The sequence below is a fragment of the Solitalea longa genome (assembly GCF_002920915.1).
GTDB classification, from domain to species: domain Bacteria; phylum Bacteroidota; class Bacteroidia; order Sphingobacteriales; family Sphingobacteriaceae; genus Solitalea; species Solitalea longa.
Map to the genome: position 1 here is coordinate 1 of NZ_PQVF01000010.1, position 25,089 is coordinate 25,089.

The 25,089-nt window shown below is 37.2% G+C and carries 18 protein-coding genes; 11 read left to right on the forward strand and 7 right to left on the reverse strand.

The features are described 5' to 3' along the window. The 9 genes from C3K47_RS14130 to infB all read left to right on the forward strand — a co-directional run. Positions 1-1,548: Ig-like domain-containing protein (locus C3K47_RS14130; protein WP_133159391.1), on the forward strand; the 1,548-nt coding region annotated here is incomplete at its 5' end. Between the two features lie 121 nt (positions 1,549-1,669). Beyond that, on the forward strand, positions 1,670-2,020 hold the full coding sequence (gene panD / locus C3K47_RS14135) for an aspartate 1-decarboxylase (RefSeq protein ID WP_042481578.1): 351 nt from the start codon (positions 1,670-1,672) through the stop codon (positions 2,018-2,020). A gap of 4 nt (positions 2,021-2,024) precedes the next feature. Further along, entirely contained in the window at positions 2,025-3,047 is a 1,023-nt protein-coding gene (locus C3K47_RS14140; protein ID WP_133159392.1) for a lysylphosphatidylglycerol synthase transmembrane domain-containing protein, read from the forward strand. A 401-nt stretch (positions 3,048-3,448) separates the two neighbouring features. Next, positions 3,449-4,588 carry an acyl-CoA dehydrogenase gene (locus tag C3K47_RS14145; protein WP_103789808.1) on the forward strand — a complete coding sequence of 380 codons (1,140 nt, stop codon included), beginning with the start codon at positions 3,449-3,451 and terminating at the stop codon, positions 4,586-4,588. A 240-nt stretch (positions 4,589-4,828) separates the two neighbouring features. Then, positions 4,829-6,076, forward strand: a complete 1,248-nt coding sequence (locus tag C3K47_RS14150) for a peroxiredoxin family protein (RefSeq protein WP_103789950.1) — start codon at positions 4,829-4,831, stop codon at positions 6,074-6,076. A gap of 117 nt (positions 6,077-6,193) precedes the next feature. After that, positions 6,194-8,344 carry a M1 family metallopeptidase gene (locus tag C3K47_RS14155; protein WP_103789809.1) on the forward strand — a complete coding sequence of 717 codons (2,151 nt, stop codon included), beginning with the start codon at positions 6,194-6,196 and terminating at the stop codon, positions 8,342-8,344. A 122-nt stretch (positions 8,345-8,466) separates the two neighbouring features. Continuing rightward, on the forward strand, positions 8,467-8,931 hold the full coding sequence (locus tag C3K47_RS14160) for a ribosome maturation factor RimP (protein WP_103789810.1): 465 nt from the start codon (positions 8,467-8,469) through the stop codon (positions 8,929-8,931). A 50-nt stretch (positions 8,932-8,981) separates the two neighbouring features. Then, a complete protein-coding gene (gene nusA, locus C3K47_RS14165) occupies positions 8,982-10,220 on the forward strand; it encodes a transcription termination factor NusA (protein WP_103789811.1) in 1,239 nt (412 codons plus the stop codon). Positions 10,221-10,435: 215 nt separating this feature from the next. Further along, the gene (infB, locus tag C3K47_RS19745; RefSeq protein WP_103789812.1) at positions 10,436-13,582 is read left to right on the forward strand and encodes a translation initiation factor IF-2; all 3,147 of its coding nucleotides are present in this window, start codon (positions 10,436-10,438) and stop codon (positions 13,580-13,582) included. 88 nt (positions 13,583-13,670) lie between these two features. Here infB and C3K47_RS14175 read toward each other — a convergent pair whose 3' ends face one another. Genes C3K47_RS14175 through C3K47_RS14185 form a run of 3 tightly spaced genes read right to left on the reverse strand, consistent with a single transcriptional unit; the run spans position 13,671 to position 16,331 of the window. Next, positions 13,671-14,408, reverse strand: a complete 738-nt coding sequence (locus C3K47_RS14175) for a DUF268 domain-containing protein (protein ID WP_207765308.1) — start codon at positions 14,406-14,408, stop codon at positions 13,671-13,673. A 12-nt stretch (positions 14,409-14,420) separates the two neighbouring features. Continuing rightward, on the reverse strand, positions 14,421-15,281 hold the full coding sequence (locus C3K47_RS14180) for an alpha-1,2-fucosyltransferase (protein ID WP_165784704.1): 861 nt from the start codon (positions 15,279-15,281) through the stop codon (positions 14,421-14,423). A 30-nt stretch (positions 15,282-15,311) separates the two neighbouring features. After that, a complete protein-coding gene (locus tag C3K47_RS14185) occupies positions 15,312-16,331 on the reverse strand; it encodes a glycosyltransferase family 2 protein (RefSeq protein ID WP_103789814.1) in 1,020 nt (339 codons plus the stop codon). Between the two features lie 65 nt (positions 16,332-16,396). Between C3K47_RS14185 and C3K47_RS14190 the strand changes: the two genes are divergently transcribed. Continuing rightward, a complete protein-coding gene (locus C3K47_RS14190; protein WP_165784705.1) occupies positions 16,397-17,353 on the forward strand; it encodes a glycosyltransferase family 2 protein in 957 nt (318 codons plus the stop codon). Between the two features lie 66 nt (positions 17,354-17,419). Here C3K47_RS14190 and C3K47_RS14195 read toward each other — a convergent pair whose 3' ends face one another. The 3 genes from C3K47_RS14195 to C3K47_RS14205 form a co-directional block, all read right to left on the reverse strand. After that, positions 17,420-19,699 (reverse strand): glycosyltransferase, encoded by a 2,280-nt coding sequence (locus C3K47_RS14195; protein ID WP_103789816.1) that lies wholly within the window; start codon positions 19,697-19,699, stop codon positions 17,420-17,422. A 72-nt stretch (positions 19,700-19,771) separates the two neighbouring features. Beyond that, positions 19,772-20,716, reverse strand: a complete 945-nt coding sequence (locus C3K47_RS14200; protein WP_103789817.1) for a glycosyltransferase — start codon at positions 20,714-20,716, stop codon at positions 19,772-19,774. Between the two features lie 9 nt (positions 20,717-20,725). Then, positions 20,726-22,561, reverse strand: a complete 1,836-nt coding sequence (locus tag C3K47_RS14205) for an ABC transporter ATP-binding protein (RefSeq protein ID WP_103789818.1) — start codon at positions 22,559-22,561, stop codon at positions 20,726-20,728. A 275-nt stretch (positions 22,562-22,836) separates the two neighbouring features. Here C3K47_RS14205 and meaB point away from each other — a divergent pair, with 275 nt between their 5' ends. Next, positions 22,837-23,745, forward strand: a complete 909-nt coding sequence (gene meaB, locus C3K47_RS14210; protein WP_103789819.1) for a methylmalonyl Co-A mutase-associated GTPase MeaB — start codon at positions 22,837-22,839, stop codon at positions 23,743-23,745. A gap of 23 nt (positions 23,746-23,768) precedes the next feature. On the opposite strand, the gene C3K47_RS14215 is transcribed toward meaB, so the two are convergent. Then, entirely contained in the window at positions 23,769-25,058 is a 1,290-nt protein-coding gene (locus tag C3K47_RS14215) for an aminopeptidase P family protein (protein WP_103789820.1), read from the reverse strand. Between the last annotated feature and the right edge of the window lie 31 nt (positions 25,059-25,089).

A 25,089-nucleotide genomic window follows, 5' to 3' on the forward strand; every position in this document is an offset into this window, starting at 1 on the left:
GTGGACGCTACGGGAGCGATCAGTGGTATGGCGCTCGGCACCAGCTATACGGTAACAGCGGATAATGGCAGCTGCAGTTCGGTGGCTTCGGCTTCGTTCAGCAATGCAGCGATGCTGACGGTACCAACGGTATCGTTCACCCATACAAAAGACGCTACCTGTTCGTCGGGTAATGACGGTAAGGCTACTTTAACAATAACAGGAGGTTCTTCTCTAACTGTATCATGGACAAAAGATGGAGGGCCAATTGTTGCGCCTAACTTGAATGCTTTAAGTGCTGGTGTTTATCAGGTAACTGTATCAAGTGCTTGTGGTTCAATAACTCGAAGTATTACTATTAATACAATAAATCGTACACCATTAGCTTCTAATGATAGCTTCACAGGTACGTCGGGTGTGGTAGTAAATGGTTCGGTTATTAGCAATGATTCTGATCCAGATGGGGACGCATTGACTTATACAGTTCAGGCAAATTCGAATTCTGGAACATTAGTAATGCAGACGAATGGAACCTTTGCTTATACTCCTGTTGCAGGATTTAGTGGAACAGTTATTTATAACTATACAGCATCTGATCCATGCGGGGCAAGTGCTACTGCAAGTCTTACTATTGTTATCAATCCACCAGCGGTTAATCGTGCTCCAGTTGCAGTAAATGATAATTACACCACAAATGAAGGAGTGGCTTTAATAGTTCAAGCTCCAGGAATTATGGTTAACGATACCGATTTGGATGGAAATGCCTTAACCGCTCAACTGGTTTCTACTACAACAAATGGCACGTTGGTCTTAAATGCAAATGGTTCATTTACTTACACTCCAAATGCTGGTTTCTATGGTAATGATAGCTTTACCTATAAAGTTTATGATGGTAGTTTAAGTAGCAATGTAGCAACAGTTGCAATTACAGTAAATCGTATAATTACGGATCTGGCTGTTACCAAAGTTTCGCAGGGCGTTAATGTAAAACGAAATGAAGTGTTTGAGTATCAAATTGTAGCCGAAAATAAAGGTACACATGATGCTACGGGTGTGAAAGTTGTTGATGTGTTTCCTTCTCAACTCGAATTAGTTGAGGTGGTAACAAACATAGAATCGGTTTCATTTAATCAATCGAATAAAACCCTTACCTGGAATGTAGGTAATTTGAGTGTAGGAAGTAGTCAAACCTTAATATTTAGGGCTAGATCAACTAAAGGAGGAACGGTTCAAAATTCAGCATTAATTGTAGGTAATCAGTATGATCCTATACAAGTGAATAATTTCGCAATCGACAAGCGTTTAATATTCGGCTTTATGATTCCGAATGTATTTACTCCTAATGGTGATGGTGTTAATGATTTCTTTGTGATTGATGGAATCACTGATTCTGAAAATTCACTATTCATTTACAATCGTTGGGGTAACGAGGTATATCATTCCTTAAACTATAAAAATGATTGGAATGGCTCTGAATTGCCTTCAGGAACATATTATTATGTATTAAAAGTTAAAGACAAAGTCGGTAGCAAGGAAAGCCTTGCAGGCTATGTTGAGATACTCAGGTAATAATTTGTATTAACAATTAAACCAAGAAAGGCTCCAATTAGGAGCCTTTCTTAGTTTATATACTGAACAATTGTTCATCCGTTTTATTCAACCAAATACATTTACTAATTTTGCCCCCCTTATGTTGATCCAAGTATTAAAGTCTAAGATACACCGGGTTAAAGTAACCCAGGCCGAATTGCATTATGTAGGTAGCATTACGATTGATGAAGATTTACTCGATGCTGCTAACATGATTGAAAATGAAAAGGTTCAGATTGTAAACATCAATAACGGTGAACGATTTGAAACCTATATTATTAAGGGAGAACGTGGAACCGGAACGGTTTGTTTAAATGGGCCTGCAGCCCGAAAAGTACAGGTGGGTGATATTGTGATTGTGATTTCATACGCAACCATGGATTTCGAAGAAGCCAAGAAGTATAAGCCAAACGTTATTTTCCCCGATCAGCAGAATCGATTAATCAAATAATCAATTGAATCAACGTATCAAATCTGTTTTGCAATACTCGCTGTTTATAGGCTTGGGTGTTGTAATGCTCTATCTGGCGTTCAGAGGCCAGAAGATCACTGAAATATTTTTAAAGCTCGAATCCGCTAATTTTTATTGGGTGGCCGTAGCCGCAGTTATTACCATGGCCTCCCATTTTGTTCGGGCCGTTCGATGGAATATGCTCATTGAGCCATTAGGACATCGGCCAAAGAACCTCAATACTTTCGCCGCGGTTTTAATTGGCTATGCAGCCAACTTTGCTTTTCCGCGCTTAGGGGAGGTGGCTCGTTGTGGCACCTTAACAAAAACGGATAATGTGCCAATGGATAAACTGATTGGAACTGTGATCGTGGAAAGGGTGGTTGATTTAATTTCTCTGGTAATTATACTGATTTTAACCGTTTTTCTTCAATTCAATAGAATCAGCAGTTTTGTTTATGATAATTTACTGAAAGGCATCATTACAAAACTCCTTGCTAACACCACAACGTTAATTGTGATCATTGTATTGATCATAGGTTTAACCTTTGCTGCATTTAAACTTTTTAGCAGATTCAAACAGGATATTTATCAATCCGCTATCGGTCAAAAAGTAATGGGATTGCTTGAAGGTATCGCCCATGGCTTAGCAAGTATTTCGAAGCTGCGCAATGTTTTTGGCTTCATATTTTATTCTGTTTTGCTTTGGACATTGTACCTGTTATCAACCTACACCATGTTTTTTGCCTTGGCTTCTACTGCAAACCTTACCTTGTTAACCGCCTTGTTCGTGTTAACGGTAGGAAGCTTAGGAATGGCAGCACCTGTTCAAGGTGGTTTGGGTGCATTTCATTGGATTGTATCTAAAGGATTGATTCTTTATGGCATTGCTGAATTGGATGGCTTAGCATATGCTACCATTTCTCACGGAACGCAAACCTTAATGGTAATAAGTTTTGGTGGACTTAGCTTTTTGTGGCTGATGCTCAAGCGTGATAACAAAGCTAAATTAAGTTCCATATTATAGTTCCATTGGTAATATGCGCTAAAACGCTAAGTATAGCCATCAATTATTGCCTTTAATATAATTTCGAAAGAAGAACTCAACCGTAAGATTGCTTTCTTCCAGTTTTTAGATGATAGGATAGCGTTTAATATTATACAACAACTTTAACTGGTTTAATCGACTAAATTAACCAGCGCCCGATAGTTATGCTATCGGGCATTTTTTTGGTTGAAAATGATTTTTTTAAAAGTTCAAACTAATGACTTTCTAAGCTTGCCTATTATTTATTTTGAAGTTTTCAAAGAAAATAGACTGTTTTTTGAAATAGTATATTTTTTTTGAATTTATTTTATAAGCGTGGCTTTTGTAATAGATTTGACCATCAATAACCTTATTTTAAAACCTTTAACCATACTGGTATTATGAATTTTCAACTTACTGAAGAACACTTGATGATACAAAAGGCTGCACGAGATTTTGCCCAAAATGAATTAAAGCCTGGAGTAATTGAACGTGATGAGCATCAAAAATTTCCTGCCGAACAAATTAAAAAACTGGGTGAACTTGGCTTTTTAGGTATGATGGTAGATCCTAAATACGGAGGCAGCGGCTTAGATGCGATTTCTTATGTGTTGGTAATGGAAGAACTTTCTAAAATTGATGCTTCGGCATCGGTGGTGGTTTCTGTTAATAATTCACTGGTATGCTACGGCCTGGAGAAGTACGGTAACGAAGAGCAAAAGCAAAAATATTTGGTTCCTCTTGCTACGGGGGAAGTTATCGGAGCTTTTTGCCTTTCAGAACCTGAAGCTGGTTCTGATGCAACTTCACAGCATACTACTGCAATTGACATGGGTGACCATTATTTATTGAACGGTACCAAAAACTGGATCACCAATGGTAATAATGCATCTATCTATCTGGTAATTGCTCAAACCGATGTTTCAAAAGGTCATAAAGGTATAAACGCGTTTATTGTTGAAAAAGGTATGCCGAGCTTTACGGTAGGTCCTAAAGAAAATAAATTAGGAATTCGTGGTTCCGATACTCATTCATTAATGTTTACTGATGTAAAGGTTCCTAAAGAAAACCGTATTGGTGAAGATGGTTTTGGGTTTAAGTTTGCCATGCAAACGTTAGAAGGCGGAAGAATTGGGATTGCCTCGCAGGCCTTAGGTATCGCTGCAGGGGCTTTTGAACTGGCCGTTCAATACGCCAAAGAGCGCAAGGCTTTTGGTAAGCCTATTGCTGATCACCAGGCTATACAGTTTAAGTTAGCTGATATGGCCACTGAGATTGAAGCTGCACGCATGTTATGTTTGAGAGCGGCGTGGTTGAAGGACCAAGGCCAACCATATGCTCAGGCAAGCGCTATGGCCAAATTATTTGCATCAGAAGTAGCTATGAAAACTACGGTTGAAGCCGTTCAGGTACACGGTGGCTACGGATTTGTAAAAGAGTACCATGTTGAGCGTTTGATGCGTGATGCGAAGATCACCCAAATTTATGAGGGAACTTCTGAAATTCAGCGCATTGTAATTGGTAGAGAAGTATTGAAATAGGTAAGACTGATTAAAACAGATTACATTCAATAAATTGGAGAAGCGGCTTTTTATGCCGCTTTTTTTATGATGTTTTTTAAACTTTTAAATTTTACAAATGTTTTATAGTAAATTGATAGATTGAGTAGGGATCTGTGATTATTTTTGCGAATAATTTAAAACTTCATTTAAAAACTTTTTGTATTAGTAGGTTTTATAGCTTTGGCCGCAATATTTATGATGGCTTCATCAAATTATAACATGAAATTTATAGGTTACTTATTTGTTTTAGGGACATTACTTTCTTCCTGCGTTAATAAGAACGTTACAATTATGCAGGAGGGTGTTTGGAGAACCACTCTTAGAACTGAATCGGGTCGCGAAATTCCGTTTAACTTCAACTTTAGCCACGGCAAAGATGATATGCCTTTTGTAGAAATTATGAATGGCGAGGAAAGACTGCGTGTTGATGATATTCGAATAACCAATGATTCTGTATTTATAAAAATGCCTTTTTTTGACTCGGAATTTAAAGGCCGTTTTGAAGGGGATTTAATTAAGGGGGAGTGGGTAAAGCATTTGGCTGATAAAGACGTGGCCATGAAATTTGTTGCTGAACCTGATACCTATTGGCGTTTTATCGAATCTAAGATCACTGCAAAAGAGAATGTTACCGGGCGTTGGTCAACTACATTTGTTGCCGATAAAGATACAACTGCAGCTATAGGTGAATTCGTTCAGCATGATAACAAATTAACGGGAACTTTTTTAACCACAACCGGTGATTACCGATATCTTGAAGGTACAGTTGCTGGCGATGAGTTTTATTTATCGTGCTTTGATGGAGGTCATGCTTACTTATTTACGGGAAGAATCGAAAATCAAAAGATCATAGAAGGCAAATTTTATTCGGGATTAAGTCATATTGAAAACTGGACGGCCATAAAAGATGAGAAAGCGACGCTTCCAGACGCCTATTCTTTGGCAAAGCTGAAGGAGGGTCAGAAAAGGCTCGATTTTGCTTACCCTGATTTGAATCGTCAAATAGTTTCATTGAAAGATCCTAAGTTTAAAGATAAGGTGATAGTGGTGCAATTGTTAGGCTCATGGTGCCCTAATTGTATGGATGAAACTAAGTTTCTTGCCGACTTTTATAAGCAGAACAAGAGCAAAGGGCTTGAAATAGTAGGATTGGCTTTTGAACGGACTTCAAATTTTGAACGTTCAAAAAATTCGGTAATGAAATTTAAAAATCGTTTTGATGTGCAATATGATCTGCTGATCACTAATAAAACCAGTGATTCGAAACAGCGAAATGAGGCACTTCCAATGCTTGATCATATAGTAGGTTTTCCAACTACTATAATTATTGGAAAAGATGGCGAGGTGAGAAAAATTCATACGGGCTTTAACGGGCCGGGTACAGGCAAACATTATGATGATTTCGTTAAAGAGTTTTCAACCTATATTAATGAATTGCTTGCCGAACAGGCTAAGCCCAATGCTTAAAAAATAACTATTTTATCAGCTCCCATCATTTTTCAATTAAACAACTTATACTTGTTCTTTTGGAGAATGATGGGAGCTTCATTTTACTGAAATCTAATTGAGCAAAAAACAAAACGTATGATCGGTAAGAAAATTACAATTTTAACAGTTACAGCTTTTATTTCATTAGCGGCGTGTTCGAGTACCAAGCCCATACAATTACCCGAATTGGTTATTAGTGCCAACTCCAATAAAACAATTGAAACTGCTGATTCATTACATCGTAATCGCCATTACTACGCAACTTACACCACAATAAATGATTTGCTTAACACCAAACTCGATTTAAAATTTGATTGGGACAGTGCTTTTGTAATGGGTAAAGCAGTGTTAAAATTCAAGCCTTATTTCTATGCCACCGATTCGTTAACCTTAAGTGCAAAAGGTTTTAGATTGAACGAAGTAGCTTTGGTCAAAGGGACCACTAAGCTGCCTTTAAAGTACACCTATGATGGCAAGCATATTTTTATTCAGTTGGATAAAACCTATAAACGGGATGAAGAATACAGTATTGCCGTTGATTATGTGGCTATGCCTAATAAACTGGTTGTAAAAGGGAGCGACGCTATAACTCAAGACAAGGGTTTGTATTTTATTAATAATGATGGAAAAGAGCCAAACAAGCCTAAACAGATCTGGAGTCAGGGCGAAACAGAGGCCAATTCATGTTGGTTTCCTACTATTGATGGGCCTCAGGAAAAGCATACCCAGGAAATTACCTTAACTGTGGATAAAGAATACCTGACCTTATCAAATGGTTTGATGATTAGCTCCACAGCTAATGCCGACGGAACCCGAACCGATGTTTGGAAACAGGATAAGCTGCATAGCACTTATCTTACCATGATTGCCATTGGTGATTTTGCGGTTACAAAAGATAAATGGCGCAATATTGAGGTTAACTATTATGTTGAGCCTGAATATGCAAAATATGCTAAACTGATATTTGGCAACACGCCTGAAATGATCGAGTTCTATTCAAAAAAATTAGGAGTTGATTATGCATGGGATAAATACTCGCAAATTGTAGTAAGGGATTTCGTTTCAGGTGCCATGGAAAATACAACAGCAACAGTGCATTACGACAAATTGCAGATGACCGATCGTGAGTATTTGGACGAAACACATGAGGATATTATATGCCATGAATTGTTGCACCATTGGTTTGGCGATTTGGTAACTGCCGAGTCTTGGCCAAATCTTCCGTTGAATGAATCATTTGCTACCTATGGTGAATATTTATGGTACGAGTATAAATATGGCAGAGCTGAAGCTGATATTAAAAGCCAGATGGATATGATGGCTTATTTAAGCTCTAAGGAAGATGCTTCAAAAAACCTTATCCGGTTTGATGTAGATGACCGCGAAAAAATGTTCGATTTGGTTTCTTACCAAAAGGGAGGACGTGTTTTACATATGCTGCGTAAATACGTAGGTGATGATGCCTTTTATGCTGCACTTAAATTGTATTTAACAGAGCATCGTTTTTCAACAGCTGAAATTCATGACCTGCGTATGGCTTTTGAAAAGGTAACCGGCGAGGATCTGAATTGGTTCTTTAATCAATGGTTCATGGCTGCCGGACATCCGGAGGTCAGTATTGCTACTACTTACAATGAAGCCAACAAACAAGTTGAGATCAATGTAGCGCAGCTTCAAAACCTTAGCAATGCTCCAATTTATAAACTTCCGATTGATGTTGATTTCTATAGCAACGGTAAAGTAGAACGTAAACGCATTATTATAAATCAAGCCTCGCAAAAGTTTATTTTCAGTTTTGATAAAAAGCCTGAGCTGGTAAATTTTGATGCCGAGAAAATGTTGCTGGGTTTAAAAAGAGAGACAAAAACACGTGAAGACTGGGTAAACCAGTTTAATATGGCTCCATTGTTTATGGATAAAGTAGAGGCTTTGTCATATTTAGAGTATTACAGTTCTTTTGAGGATGTTCAGGCGGTTATCAAAAAAGCGTTAACTGATAAAATTTGGGGTATCCGGATTTTCGCTTTGCAAAACCTTGCATCTGTTCCTCAAAGTGCACGCGAGCAATTTTACCCGATGGTGGTAAATGCTGCTAAAACGGACGAAAAATCTTATGTACGTGCTTCAGCTTTGGCCACCTTATCCGAAGTATATAAATCAAAAGACAACAAATCGGTTTATACAGAAATGTTAAAAGATAAATCTCCAATGGTAGAAGAATCAGCTAAGCTATTACTGCAGAAATAGTAAGATTTATGGTAAATCATTGAAATTAACACGGTTTGCAAGCGGAATAAATTTTATTATCTTTGCGGGGCAAAAGAGAAAAGAGGGGACAGAGTCCCCTCTTTTGTTTATTATTAAGTTAGATGAGTGCAGTAATTGACAGAGTAACCGCCTTAGTTGAAGAAAAAATTGCAGATACTGATTTGTTTATAGTTGACATTAAAATGTTGCCAAACAACAAGTTAATGATACTTATAGATGGAGATTCGGGTGTAGGCATCGACAAATGTGTGGGTATTAGCAGGCACGTTGGGTTTCATTTGGAAGAAGAGAATGTGATCGATCATGCTTATACCCTTGAAGTTTCTTCACCAGGTTTGGATTATCCATTAAAACTTCAGCGTCAGTTTGCCAAAAATATTGGGCGAACAGTAATGGTGAAAATGAACGACGGTGCAAAAAGAGAAGGAAAGCTGCTTGCATCATCAGAAAAGGCTGTCGTCATTGAAGAAACTGTTAAAGAAAAAGGCAAAAAGGCTGCTTTGGTTGAAAACGAAATTGGCTTTGACCAAATAACCGAAATTAAGGTAACAGTTAGTTTTAAGTAAAGAATAAGGAGCGATTTAATCATCATCCTAAAAAATAATAAGGTTTAAAAATGAGCAATATCAATTTGATTGACTCCTTTTCGGAGTTTAAGCAATTCAAGAACATTGACAGACCAACCATGATGAGTGTGCTGGAAGACGTTTTCCGCAGCATGTTGCGTCGTAAATACGGTACAGATGAAAACTGTGACGTGATTTTGAACACCGAAAACGGTGACCTTGAAATTTGGCGTACCCGTAAAGTTATGGAAGATGGGTTTTCTGAAGATGATGCTTTAGAAGTTGAACTTGCGGAAGCTAAATTAATTGACCCTGAACTTGAAGTAGGAGATGATGCCATTGAGCAAATCACTCTTGAAAGCTTTGGTCGACGCGCTATTTTGGCGGCTCGCCAAACCTTGGTTTCTCGTATCATGGAGCTCGAAAAAGACGATATCTACAAGAAATATAAAGATCGGGTAGGTGAAATTGTGGTAGGTGAGGTTTATCAGGTATGGAAAAAGGAAATTCTGGTACTTGATGAGGAAGGAAATGAATTACTGCTCCCTAAAACTGAGCAGATCCCTGCTGATTTCTACAAAAAAGGCGATAGCATCCGTGCAGTTGTTCTTAAAGTGGAAATGATCAACAATAATCCGAAAATTATCATTTCTCGTATTGCTCCGGCATTTTTACAACGTTTATTCGAACTCGAAGTTCCTGAGATCTTCGATGGCTTGATCAGCATTAAGAAAATTGTTCGTGAGCCTGGAGAGCGTGCAAAAGTGGCTGTTGAATCATTTGACGACCGTATTGACCCTGTAGGTGCCTGTGTGGGTATGAAAGGTTCTCGTATTCATGGTATTGTTCGCGAATTGCGCAACGAAAACATTGATGTGATTAACTATACCAACAATGCGTCACTTTATATAACCCGTGCTTTAAGTCCGGCTAAGATCACTTCGATTAAAATCAACGAGGATAAAAAACACGCCTCAGTTTTCTTAAAACCTGACCAGGTTTCTTTGGCAATTGGTAAAGGAGGACATAATATAAAATTGGCCGGAAAATTGACTGGTTATGATATTGATGTGTTCCGCGATGTTGAAGAGTTGGATGAGGAAGACGTTGATTTGGAAGAATTCTCAGATGAGATTGACGGATGGGTAATTGACGAATTGAAAGCCATTGGATGCGATAGCGCGAAGAGCGTATTAGCACTTTCGGTTGATGAATTAGTGAAACGTACAGATTTGGAAGAAGAAACAATAAAAGATGTTTTATCGATTCTTCGTTCGGAATTTGAATAATATATAAAAGCTTACAGCCTTTTACCAGGAAATAAAAGGCTGTAAGTATTAAATGCTCATTTGAGCTTGGTTGTTGTGATGATAACCTTTTGAAATTGCCTCTGTAAGTACAACATGCAATGATTTTTAATAAGTAAAACAGTTTTAAATTAAGCCGGATAGCGGTTAACTGATAACTTATAACTATTTTTACAGTCGAATTCTAAATATTAAGAATGTCAGAAGACAAACAATATCAATTATTTAAAGTTGCCAAGGAACTTAATATCGGTTTAAATACAGCCGTTGAACACCTTAACAAAAAAGGATATAAGGTGGATGGTAAACCTACCACAAAGATCAACGATGAGATGTATGATATTCTGCAGAAAGAGTTTCATATTGGTAAAGTTATTAAAGAAGAAGCTAAGCATATTCACGTAGGAAAAGTGCGCCGTGATGAAGTGTCGATCGATGAATCACTGCTTGAGAAACCTAAGATGAAGGATGAAGAGCCGGAAGAAATTTTAATTAAAAATGTTTCAATTTCACACCCGGTTTCAGATAAACCTAAATTAGAAGAACCAAAATCAATTACCGAAACTGAATCCCCAAGTTCTTTACCCGAAATTACTCCAATTAGTGCAGGCGAAGAAATTCCTGGTGTAAAAGTTATTGGTAAAATTGATTTGGATGCTTTAAATCCGAAGAAAAAAGCTCAGAAAGAAGAGCCTGTAGCTGAAAAAACTGTTGAACCAGCTCCTATTGTGGAAGAGAAAAAGGTAGAGAAGATTGAAAAGGTAGAAAAAGTTGAAATCGAGCCGGTTCAGACGCAAAAAACAGTTGAAGAAAAACCTGTTGAACAACTTAAACCGGAACAACCAGAAGTTCCTCAATCACCTGTGAAGGAAGAAAAGAAACCCATAGAAGCCTCAAAAGAATCAAAAGAGGAAGTAACACCTAAGGTTGTTGCGGAATCTCCTAGCGAGGGTGCTGATAAAGACAATGAAGTTATTCGTGCCCGCGCACAACGTTTGAGCGGACCTAACATCGTTGGTAAAATTCAATTACCGGTAGAGCGTAAAAGTCAGCCGGTTGCTTCGTCATCTGATAATGATCGCCATAAACGTAAGCGCAAACGTAAAGAATCGGGACCAAATCCTGTTCAGGGTGCGCAAGGCGGTGGTCAGGGACAAGGCCAAGGTCAAGGACAAGGTCAGGGTGGACAACGTCACCATGGTCCGGGCCAAGGACAAGGTCAGGGTGGACAACGCCACGGACAGGGTCAAGGTCAGGGACAAGGTGGACAGCGTCACGGACAAGGTCCAGGTCAAGGACAAGGCGGACAACGTCATGGGCAAGGTCAGGGTCATGGACAACCAGGCCAAGGTGGCGACAGACGCTTTGATAACAGAGGCCCTCGTCATGATAACCGAGGTGCTGGCCATCAACGTCCAGAAAAAGAAGAGGTTGACGAGAAAAAAGTTCAGGAACAAATTAAGCAGACACTTGCAAAATTAACCGGTGCTGGTAAGCAGAATAAATTTGCTGCCGGACGTAAACACCGCCGTCAGAAACGCGACGATTACGCGCAATCGATGGAAGAGAAAATGATGCAAGACGAACTGGAATCGAAAGTATTAAAGGTTACCGAGTTCGTAACGGCTAATGAATTGGCAAACATGATGGATGTGCCGGTTACCAAAGTAATTGGAACCTGTATGTCACTCGGTATGTTCGTTTCAATTAACCAGCGCTTGGATGCTGAAGCCCTTACGATCGTAGCTGACGAGTTCGGATATACGGTAGAGTTTGTATCTGTGGATGTTCAGGAAGAGATCGAGGAGGATGTTGACGATCCGGCAGATATGGTTGATCGTTCAGCAATCGTTACCGTAATGGGTCACGTTGACCATGGTAAAACCTCATTGCTTGACTTTATCCGTAAAGCTAACGTAATTGCCGGTGAGGCAGGAGGTATTACCCAGCACATTGGTGCTTACGAGGTTAAACTCGATAGCGGCAAAAAGATTACTTTCTTAGATACTCCTGGTCACGAAGCGTTTACCGCAATGCGTGCCCGTGGTGCTAAGATCACTGATATTGCAATTATTGTAATTGCGGCTGATGATGCGGTGATGCCTCAAACTGTTGAGGCCATTAACCATGCTCAGGCAGCAGGCGTTCCAATTGTATTTGCATTTAATAAAATAGATAGAGAAGGCGCTAATGCTGATCGTATACGTGAGCAATTGGCGGCTATGAATATTTTAGTTGAAGAATGGGGTGGTAAATATCAAACCCAGGAAATCTCAGCTAAAAAAGGCTTAAACATCGATCTATTACTTGAAAAAGTATTATTAGAAGCCGAAATCCTAGAATTGAAAGCTAATCCTAACCGCAGAGCAGTAGGTACTGTAATTGAGGCAGCGTTAGACAAAGGAAGAGGTATTGTAACAACTGTTCTTATCCAAACCGGAACGCTGAACGTTGGAGACCCAATTCTTGCGGGTTCACATTCAGGTAGGGTAAAAGCAATGTTCAATGAGCGTGGAGCGAAAGTTGATAAGGCTGGACCTTCATCGCCAGTGTTAGTGTTAGGTATGCAAGGAGCTCCTCAGGCCGGAGATAGGTTTATTGAGGCGAAGAGCGAGCAGGAGGCTAAAGAAATTGCCAACAAACGTACCCAGTTGCTTCGTGAGCAAGGTTTACGTACGCAGAAACACATCACATTGGATGAAATTGGACGTCGTTTGGCAATCGGTAACTTTAAAGAGCTTAACATTATCGTTAAAGGTGATGTGGATGGTTCGGTTGAAGCCTTGTCAGATTCATTATTGAAACTTTCAACTGAAGAAATTCAGGTTAATATTATCCATAAATCAGTGGGTCAGATCTCTGATTCCGATGTATTGCTGGCATCAGCCTCTGATGCAATCATCATCGGCTTCCAGGTTCGTCCTTCAGCAAGTGCCCGTAAATTGGCTGAGCAAGAGCAAATCGATATCCGCCCTTACTCAATTATTTACAAGGCTATTGAGGAAATCAAGCTTGCTATGGAAGGTATGCTTTCACCTGAAATTGAAGAGAAAATTGTGGCGAATGTTGAGATCCGCGAAACCTTTAAAATCACTAAAGTTGGAACCATTGCCGGATGTATGGTATTGGATGGAAAAATCCACCGTAATAACAAAATCCGCATAGTACGTGATGGTGTGGTAGTTCATAATGGTGAATTAGACTCTCTGAAACGCTTTAAAGATGACGTGAAAGAAGTTGCTACCGGTTATGAATGTGGTTTGAACATTAAAAACTATAATGATATCAAAGTAGGTGATATTGTTGAAGCTTACGAAGAAGTAGAAGTGAAACGTAAACTTTAATAGTTTAAGTCAGTTATAAAATTTGAAACGCCCGGTAATCAATTTACCGGGCGTTTCTGTTTTATAAAATGAAGTTTTTACCCTGGTTTTATTTTTTCTGAAACCAAAAGCACCCGCATCCGTAATTCTGTTTGGCAATTAATTCAGCATTCGGGAATTGCACTAATCCACCATCTTCTTCGTTTTCAGGAATTAAACTAAAGTCTTTTAACTCGAAATTTGAAAACGCCGCTATGATTTGATCCGGAGTATAGATTCTGTGGGCATTAAAACATATTTTGGCTTCGGCACCTGTAGGAACAACAATTAGCAGATTGCCACCTGGTTTTACAACTCTTGCGAGTTCTTTAAAAGCTTTTAAGTCTCCATCATAATCCAAAGGGTCTCCGTATCTGCCCAGGCCCACATGTTCAACTGTATGCATACATGACAAAGACTCTATAGAGTTAGATTCAAAATGAAGATTCGTTAAATCTGCTGATTTACATACTAACGAATCCAGCTCAAGAACTGCTGGTCTGTAATCATAAAATTCAACTGGCGTAAATGCCGATAACATACTGCAAAAATGCAATGTGGAAGAAATATCAACATGCACTTTGGGGTCAATTTTCTTTATAATTCGAACTGCCCAGGCCGGATGATAGATGTAATGCCGATCAAAATTGGTTTGACCGGTGTTGTCATACAAGCATGGTTGCAAATTCTCATTTGATAAATCAAACCTTATGGTTTTTGATTTGGCTAAACTTTGAAATTGTTTATAACTCTTATTAAATAAGGAATATTTTTTAGAAGGAAATAGCTTTTTGAGAGATATAGGCATATGTAATTGGGTTTATATTTTGATCCAGGAATCTAATATCAAGCCATGATACGTGTATTCCGGATTATTAGTCCATTTTTTAGGTGATATGATAATTTTGTTCGGATTTTGATTTAACCATGCTGCCCACCAGCTAAAACTACTGTTAGCGATTATATTATGTTTACAACGACTCATCAATTGCATGTCGACATAACTTTGTGCATTGGTATTGTTGTTTATAAACTTAAAGCCGTCTTCCTTTAAGGTTTCTTTGCACCATTCAATATCATTAGAAAAAACGAAGAAAACAGGATTTTCAATGGTTGTTTTTATAATTGATATTGCTGTTTGGTAGTATTCTAAAGTTGTAATATTTCCTAATAATGGATGGTTCACATAATCCCCCCTTCTAATGTGAATACTAACACTATTACATGATTCAATTTCTTGTAAAATGGCCTTATTCTCATCATCAAGTGGTTTGGTGAAGGTGAAGTCAGAAACAAGTGAATCTTTAATAGTTTCAAAGTATTTTTCACATTGCCAATAACCCCAAAAGTATCGAACACTTTTGTCGCCCTCTGAATAAATTTGCGGATCAAAGTTGAACTCTGTCTTCTCGTGATAATAAGCTTTTTTTAAACCTGAAATCCGTCTTAGTTTTCTATAGTACCAGTTATTATTTGAACCGTGTTTATCTAGTAATTTTGATTCGAAGTTACTTGCTTTTTTAAGTTGAATATAAAATACTTTATCCAACTCAAATCCATAATGAAGATCGTATGAATGGAAATCAGAAAGGTCGGCTTTAACATTGCTGTAGCATTCGCTAAGAGATTTATAAAAGGCATATTGAAACATCTGATTGCCCAGGCCCCCTAGAAATTTCACAATTTTAAGATTGCGGTGAAATAATAACATTTATGCTTGAAATGTATTTTTAATACTTTTTTTAATTAATCTGCGCAGTTGCTTTAAAGAGCAATGTTTAAACTCAAATAGTTCGGAGTATATAAATGAGGATAAAATATTCTTTTGTTTACTTTTCATCAGTACTTTAAACCAGTAATCTAATACCATTTTGTTAAAATGAACGGTATTATAGAGCCCTGCTTTGCTGTTTAATTGATGTGCTTTTACCAGAAAAGTGTGATAATCATTTAAGGAATATTCTGAAAAACTATTGGATGATAGTGCTGTATGTATATCATCATTGATTTGAGTACTGTCGAAATTCAATTTTTCTCTTCTATGCTTCAAAATAATTTTAACAAACACTTTTAATCGTTCAGATTTTGAATCTGAGCCAATTGAAATATTGTTGTTATGAATTCTATAAGAGATGAGGAACTTGTCCAAATTAGTTAAAGTGTGTTTTTCGCTAATCCGAGCCCAAAGATCATAATCTTCAGCTAATTCAAAAGAAGATGAAAAACGAAACTCTTTAGCAATGACTGTTCTGATCATCATTGTTGAGTTTACAAAGGTATTCTGGAAGAACAGCTTACTTTTTATCTCTGTGGCGTTGGTACATGTAAGAATTTTTCCTGTAGCCTGGCCGTTTTCATCAATAATAATTGCATGTCCTCCGCAACCTGCAAAGGCCTTATTATTGTCGAGAAAGTCACATTGAATGCTAATTCGATTTAAATCACAAACATCATCACTATCCAAAAAAGCAAGGTATTCTCCGAAGGCTTCACTTATCCCTTTGTTTCGTGTGTACGTAAGGCCTTTATTTAAGCCATTACTCAATAAACGTATTCTAATATCCTGAAAAGAATTGATAATTTCCAAACTGTTGTCAGTAGAACCATCATCAATAATTAAAAGCTCAAAGTTTGAAAAGGTTTGGTCAAGTATGCTTTTTATTGCTTGCCCCACATATGCAGCGCTGTTATAAACCGGAACTAAAATGGTAACTTTGGGCCTCTCTATCATTACGTTTTGTTATTCAAAGGCAAAATTATAAATATATACGCAGACTTCGCACAATGAACATCAATATGGAACCTTTAGTATCGGTCATTATTCCTTCATACAACTACGGTAATTTAATTTCAGAAACCATAAAAAATGTTTTAGCTCAATCTTACACAAATATTGAAATAATTGTTATTGATGATGGCTCATTGGATAATACTGCTAGTGTGGTGAGTGAGCTGATTGAATCTGATAACCGAATTAACTATTTCTATCAGGAAAATAAAGGCTTAAGTGCAGCTCGTAACCTGGGCATAAAATGCGCAAAAGGTGATTTTTGTTTGTTTTTAGATGCAGATGATCTCATATCTCCAGATAAAATAAAATTACATGTAGAACATTTTGATCAACAACCACACATAGATATTTCTTATAGCAGATTTTGGTATTTTAAAAATAATATAGAGGAGCGGTTTTCAACACTAAATCTCGAAACCTCGGAGTGGATGAAAGTACTTGATGGGGATTACAAAAATGTGTTCCCTGCTTTTCTGACTTCAAACAATATGGTTGTTCATTCAGCAGTTGTAAGAAAGAGCTTAATTGATAAAACAGGCTTCTTTAATACTGATATGAAATCTCTGGAGGATTGGGATTATTGGTTACGGTGTTTGTATAATGGGGCTTACATTAGTTTTCTGAATAACGAACAGGCTTATGTTTTAACCCGAGTTCATTCTATTAGTATGAGTACGAATAGAAGCAAAATGCACTACTATGAATATCTTTTACGATCTAATATTGAGGATAAAGTTTATTTAGAGTATTTAAATGAGAAATTTTATCCGAAGTATATGGAGGTAACGAAACCATTAGTGAAAAAAATCTATAAATATAGAATTCTCAGAAATGGCTTCTTTAACATAAATGATTTAAAGATTATTGCAAATAGAATAGGTGTTCCTAAATTAATACAAGTATACTTTAGCGCGTTTAATGAATGGATAAAACACCCTAAAGCCCTAATGACTAGAAGTTAAGGACTAAAAACAGGTTAATATCGACAAGGGTTATTAATTGCTTACCTTCAATTTGCTTATCGCTTTTTAAAGAATCAAATAATCCATCCATTTTAACGATTCCTTAACACTTTTAGGCGATTTATCTGCAATAGCCTCTTCAGCATTATTACGTAACTGATACCATAGATTGCTATCGCTATAAAGTCGAAGTGTTTGGGTAGCAAACTCTTCGGCGGTATGCGCCAAAAGAATTTCCTTATTATTGGTGAGATGCATTCCTTCTGCTCCAATTTCGGTTGTTACAATGGGTAGGGCGTATTCAAGACTTTGTCCTATTTTTCCCTTCATTCCAGCGCCATATCTCAATGGTGCAACAAATACTCTCGACTGGTTAAAGTAAGGAGTTACATCGGGAACATAACCTGTTACAATAACCCGTTCGTTGGCAAGAGAAAGTAATTCTTCAGGTGGATGGCTCCCTACTACATATAATTTTATATCTGCAGTTTGTTGCCATATTTTGGGCATAATTTCATGACAAAGCCATTTTACCGCATCTACATTCGGACGGTGTTTAAAACCTCCGATAAAAAGCAAATGCTGGCGGTCATCGAATCCCATTTCTAAAGATGAAGCATGCGTTGCATGAATATTAGGAACAACCTGTAGTGTAGAGATCCCTTTCTCCTGCAGAATAGTTTTTTCTTGTTCCGTAACGGTAACTGTAACATCAGCAATCTCAGCAAGTCGCAGTTCCATTTTTTTATAGCGCCTGGCTTTTCTTGCCGTTTTTCTATTTCCGCCAAGCAGTTCATTCTCTCTTTCAAAGCGGAGGTAATGAAGGTCTACGGTATCGTAAATCCATTTAATGCGAGGAAACTGCTCTTTAATAAAAATATATTTTCGGTTTATTTCAGGTCGGCAGGCCCAAACAAGGTTTACATACGGTAATATTGCTTTTAAGGATGTATGCAATTCCTTATGGCCAATGTGCTCGTATAAAACTTCAATAGATAAATCGTGTAGATGAGAATAATAAGGTTCTGTCTTATGACCTTTAGTTGGATAATAAATTATGTGATATCCTTTATCAAGAAATATTTTCAAAAGGTGAAATATCCGGTTTGCTCCCGACTCTTTATCAAATGCTGGAAGCGCGTTATCCATTACCAACAAAACAGGTTTTTTAATATACTTCCGTGCCGAATCATCTAATTGTTTTTGTTTTTGATGATTCTCTTCTAATTCGAGTTTCCATTTTTCCAGGAACTTAAAACGATTAACTGCCTGGTACGACTTGACATTGTTGGCCTTTATTTGTTTTCCAGAACTTACTCCCTCAAAGTGAATTAATTCTGACTGAGGTTGATAGATAACCTTTTTTCCAAGTTTATATTGAACAGAAAAACATAGATCGGTATCCTCATAGTAAGCAGGAGTGTAGCGATCGTCAAATCCTCCTAATTTTTCATAATCAGTGTTTCGAACAAGCAAGCTACAGCCTGAGCAATAATCAGTTTGACGCTGATAATTGTATTTTGGCGTATCCGGGTGATTATAGCGCCCATAATTAGAACCTGAAGCATCGGCAAATATCAACCCTCCGGCTTCCTGTAACAAACCATATGGATACAACAACTTAGAACCCACAATACCAATAGTTTCATCGGTTTCAATGGTTTTAACCAGGGATTCAAGCCAATTTGACAAAGTAATAGTATCATTGTTCAGGAAACATAAATAAGTTCCTTTTGCTGTAAGTGCAGCTTTCCTGCAAGATCTTAGAAAGCCCAGATTCTCTTCGTTACGAATATAATTTATCCCCTCGATGGCAGAGATGGTTTCTTGCGTCAGATCTGTTGAACAGTCGTCTATGACAATAAGCTCAATAGGGAATTTTTTTGAAAAATTCTCCTGAATGGAGATAAGGCAGTTAAGTGTAAATTTTAGCTGGTTATATACCGGTATAATGATACTTACCTTAGGTTTTTCTTCGGATACAAATCTTAAGGCAAAATGAGTATTGTTTATATTATTGAAGTTCTCTTTCTTATAAAAAGAACGTGTTCCTAGCAAGGTCAGCAACAACTCTTTAATACGAGCTTTTGTTGGGTTTGCCGGATTTTGATCCTTTTGCAGTGGGAAAAAAGATTGATTCAGACAGCTTTTATAAGGTTGGATCGTTTCTTTACGTAATAATAAAAGAGATATAAGTTCAATCAGAACTCGTGGAATCAGGTACTGCCAAAAACGAAAATGTAAAATATACCATTCACTTTTGCCATTTTCACGTTTCCTGAAATAAGTGGTACAAAGAGAAAGAGAAATTCGTTTGTTAAAATTGTCTAACAAAGGTTTCTTCATAAGTTATTAATATGGTTTGGTTTAAAATCCACTTGTGCCAAGGAGATTTAACAATTATTTGGTTAAAAAAGCTTAGTTCTTTGACAAGTATTTTTTTAAAGCCAAACAGAATATCGACAAAATGAAATACCGCGAAACTTTAGAGTTGTTCCTTCTTTCGGGGAAAAGCTCAGAGAAATTATCATTCAAAAACATGAATAGCTTCCAATGTATCCCCACTTTTTCTGTTTCGATAAATAATTCATTAAAAAGAGTAGTTATAAAACACTGCTTTTCTTTTTGAAGAAATTTATACTCCTGAAAAATTGTAAGCTGCGTTTTAATCAGTTCAAATTTTCGGTTTCTCCTCGAAAAATTCACCTGATTAATTTGTCTTTTTTCCCGTTGAATTAAAGACTCTGAATGAATACGGTAATAAGTTAAGGTCTCGTTTAAATAAAAATACTTATTATCATGTGCAGCAATAAATCCAAACCACCAATCGTAATAACCATCTTCAGGTAATGGAAACGCTTTTGAAAGAAGTTCCTTTCTGAATAAGCAAGTATGACCGGTAAGAGGATTGGCTAAAAGAAATGATTTGTAATTTAAGTTTTCAGGCAGTGTTTTTCTTCGTAACGTTTTGCCTAAACGATTGCCTCTTTCATCAATAAGCTCTGAGTTTGATCCAATTAATAAGTTATCGTTGATATTATTTAATAGTGTTTCAATTTTGTTTTCTTTCCAGATGTCGTCTTGGTCGCTTATGGCAATAAATTCACCGGAACAAAAACTAATTGCTTTCTCAAAATTTTTATTAAATCCCAGTTGCTCCTCATTTTTAATTAATCGGATTTGATTGTATTTATCTGCAAATCCGGTTAAAATATTCCAGGTATTATCTTTTGAGCAATCATCACAAATTACAACTTCAATATGATCATAGGTTTGATTTAAGATGCTGTTTAGCTGCTCTCCTATATATTTAGAACCATTGTACGTACACAATGCAATTGAAACTAGCGGTTTATTGTTCATTGTTATAGGTTATGCTTCCGTATTAAAAGATTGCATGTTGATCAGTTTATGGTATAAACCTTCTTTAGCAAGAAGTTCACTGTGTGAGCCTTGTTCAATTACCTGGCCTCGGTCCAAAACAATGATCTTGTCGGCATTTTGAATGGTACTTAGCCTGTGAGCAATTACCAGCGAAGTACGATTTTGCATCAACCTATTCAATGCATCCTGAACAAGTTTTTCAGATTCGGTATCCAGTGCCGAAGTTGCCTCATCAAGAAGCATAATAGGAGGATTGCTTAAAACTGCCCTGGCAATACATAAGCGCTGTCGCTGTCCACCGGAAAGCTTTGAGCCGCGGTCACCAATATTGGTTTGGTAACCATTTTCAGTTTCCATAATAAAATTATGGGCATTGGCAATTTTGGCCGCTTCCATTACTTCTTCCAAGGTGGTGTTTGGCTTACCAAAGGCTATGTTATTAAATATGCTATCGTTGAAAAGAACAGATTCTTGTGGAACCAATCCAATTTGGCTGCGTATAGAATCTAACTTCAAATCACGTATATCTGCACCATCGAAAATAATGTTTCCTTCTTTAACATCATAGAAACGCGGCAGAAGATCACAAATTGTAGTTTTTCCACTTCCGGATGGACCAACCAATGCCACCGTTTCACCTTTGTTTATATCAAAAGAAACCTTATTTAACACTGTTCTTTCAGCATAAGCAAAGTCAACATTCTTAATTTCAATTTTATTAGTAAAAATACCTGCCGAAACAGCTGTTGGCTTGTCAACAATCTGAGGCTTGGTATCTATTAGCTCCAACACTCGCTCACCGGCAGCTAAGCCCTGATTTATATAAGTAAACGCTTCGGAAATAGATTTAGCCGGGCGGGTAACTTGAGAGAAAGTGGCAATGTATCCGATAAATTGAGCAGCAGTTAAACCCGATTGCCCATTAGTGATCATGTAACCACCATAAAGTAATATGCCCGCAACAGTAACAATGCCTAAAAACTCCGAAATAGGTGAAGCCAATTGCTGGCGACGAATCATCGAATAGTTTACTTTTGAATAGTAATCGTTTTCTGCTTTGAATTTGTTTTTGATGTAAGGGATAGCATTGAATGCATTGATGATTTTTATGCCCGAAAGCGCTTCATCTAAAAAGCTGATCATATTCGAATAGCTCGATTGCAAGTTCAGCGCTTGTTTTTTAAGGCGTTTTACTAAAGCTGATATAATTAATCCCGAAACAGGAACTACCAAAATGGAGAACAAGGTAAGTTTTACCGATATGGTAAACATGAAAATAAAGAAGGCGATCAACTGCAATGGATCCCTGAAAATAACTTGCAGGGTACTTGTTACAGTGAATTGTACAACCTGGACATCTGAAGATACCTTTGAAATGATGTCTCCTTTACGCTCGTTGTTAAAATAACCCACGTTCATATTCATAACGTTGTTAAATACAGAAACACGTAAGTTCTGCATGGTATGAACACGAAGATCCTCCATGAACCGTTGCGAAAGGTATTTGAACAGGTTGCTTAAAAAAGCTGAGCAAACAATAATTAAGCTGACAAATTTCAGTGAACCATAAATACCATAAACGGCTTTTGAATGGTAGAAATAATAATAAAATAGGTCCTTAAAATAGGTAAACGACATGTGAAATTCAGGTTTGGCTGCAACCTGATGAATAGTATCTTCTGAAAACAACGCCTGTAGAAGAGGGATTAATAAGGCAAAGTTTAGGGTGCCAAAAACTACAGCTAATAAAGTAGTGAAGATATAGGGTATGGCAAATTGACCAATAGGTTTTGCAAAAGAAAGCAAACGTAAGTAAGTTTTCATTCTTGTCGAATTAGTTTTGTTTGTTGGCCAGTTTAAATGCCGGTTTGTAGTAAAAAAAGTATTGTATACATTGTACAGATGACGAATCGATCATTCTTCATCTATATTCTTTCTTCTTTCGTTGTAAGTGATAATTACTGCAGTTAATTTTGGCAGCATCTAAATCATAAAAGAATAAGGCTGCAAAGTTAGAAATTTAATGCAATCTGAGGGCGTTAATCAAACAAGATGAAGAACCTGATTATTATTTCTTACTTTGATTTATAATGCAGAGAATGGGACAAACAGACCTTTTGGAAAAAATGCGTGAGGGTGACTTTAGGTCACTGTCAAGAGTAATAAGTCTGGTAGAAAATGATACAAAGGATGCAGAGCAGTTATTGCTCCATCTTGATCTATCTCGAAAAGTACCTGTTATTGGAATAACAGGGCCTCCTGGGGCCGGGAAAAGTACTTTAGTAAACGGTCTTATAAGAGAAATAACTGAAAAGGGTAAAAGTGTAGGAGTGGTTGCAATTGATCCAACTTCCCCCTTTAATTATGGCTCATTACTGGGTGATCGTATTCGTATGGTAGAGCACTTCAACAATCAAAAAGTTTTTATTCGTTCTTTAGCTACAAGAGGATCATTGGGCGGCCTTTCGGCGAAAACTATCGAGATTGTGGATATTATGAAGGCCGCAGCGTTTGATTACATTATTGTTGAAACAGTAGGGGTTGGACAGTCGGAAGTTGAGATCGTAGGATTGGCTGATACCACACTTGTTGTTTTAGTACCTGAAGCAGGTGATGAAATTCAAACCATTAAATCGGGCTTAATGGAAATAGCTGATATTTTTGTGGTAAATAAAGCCGATCATATTGGAGCAGATGAATTTGTAGCTAATATTAAAAAACTACTTCATCAACGCCCCCCCGCGAGCTGGAATGTGCCGGTTTTAAAAACGGTAGCGGATAAGAAAGATGGGGTTGGGGAATTGTTTGCACGCATTGAGCAACATTATCCGATTTCTGACAACACTAAGAAGCCCTTTTTAATGGCCGAAAAAGCATTTAGACTTATTCAACACTACAAAATGAAGCATATCAATAAACAGACTTTACTTCAGGAAATTATACTCAAAATCAGGAATAATGATTTTAATCTTTACAGGTTCGTAAAGCAACAAACGACTTTGCTCTAAGTCGTTCGTTGTTCATATATTATTCAACTATTCATTAATTCTTCTATTTCTTCTATCTCAATCGGAATATTCTTCATTAAATCGATGTTCCCATCTTTAGTTATAAAAATGTCGTTTTCCAATCGGATACCTAGCTTTTCATCCGGGATATAAATTCCTGGTTCACAAGTTAAAATATTCCCAGCCTGAAAAGGAGTAAAGCGATTGCTAATATCATGAACATCAAGCCCAAGGTGATGTGACGTGCCATGCATGAAATATTTTTTGTAAGCTGGATTTTTACGATCCTGTTTCGCTACATCGTGTTTATCTAACAAACCAATGCTAATCAATTCACTGGTCATTATTTTTCCAACCTCCTCGTGATATTCATTCCATATTGTTCCGGCTGTAAGCATATTGCGGGCTCCTTTCAATACGTTCAATACTGCGGTATAAATAGCTTTTTGTCTGATTGAGAATCGCCCAATTACTGGAATGGAACGAGTAAGGTCGGCATTGTAATTTGCATAACAAGCTCCAAAGTCCATCAATATAATTTCCCCATCAGTACATACTTTATTGTTTTCATTATAGTGGAGACAACACGCGCTTTCACCCGAGGCTATTATTGGATTATATCCATGTCCCGTGGCCCTGTTTCTTATAAATTCATGAATTATTTCAGCTTCAATTTCATATTCAGTAACACCTGGTTTAGTGAAACTTAGTACTCTTTTAAAAGCCTTTTCGGTAATATCACAAGCTGTCTGGGTAAGTTGAACCTCAATATCCGATTTCACCATCCGCAATTGACACATAATTGGGGCGCTTCGGAGGTAGTTAAAATGAGGGCAGCGGTTTTTTAGTTCTTCGGCAAAACGAAGATCTCTGTAAGGAACCGTATGTACGTACCGATCATTTTCATTTGTGTTCAAATAAATATTTTCGGCGTGATAAACAATTGAAGGAAATAGTGTTTCAAAATCCTCAATCCAAAATATGGAACCAATTCCCGATGTCTCAGCGGCTTCTGCCTTTGTGTATTTATGCCCTTCCCAAATAGCTATATGTTCATTGGTTTTTCTTAAGAAAAGTACTTCCCTATAAATAGGATTAGGACAATCTGGAAAAATCAGCAGAATAGTTTGTTCCTGATCAATTCCACTTAAATAAAATAGATCAGCATTTTGTTTAAACGGAAAAGTTTGATCGCCACTTTGAGGAAACTCGTCATTAGAATTAAACAAAGCCAATGATTTTGGTTTTAAACTAGCCTTAAATCTTTTTCGATTTTCTTCAAATAGGCTGCTGTTTATTTTTGTATATTTCATAATGTTTACGGTAATATCTGTGAAGTATAAC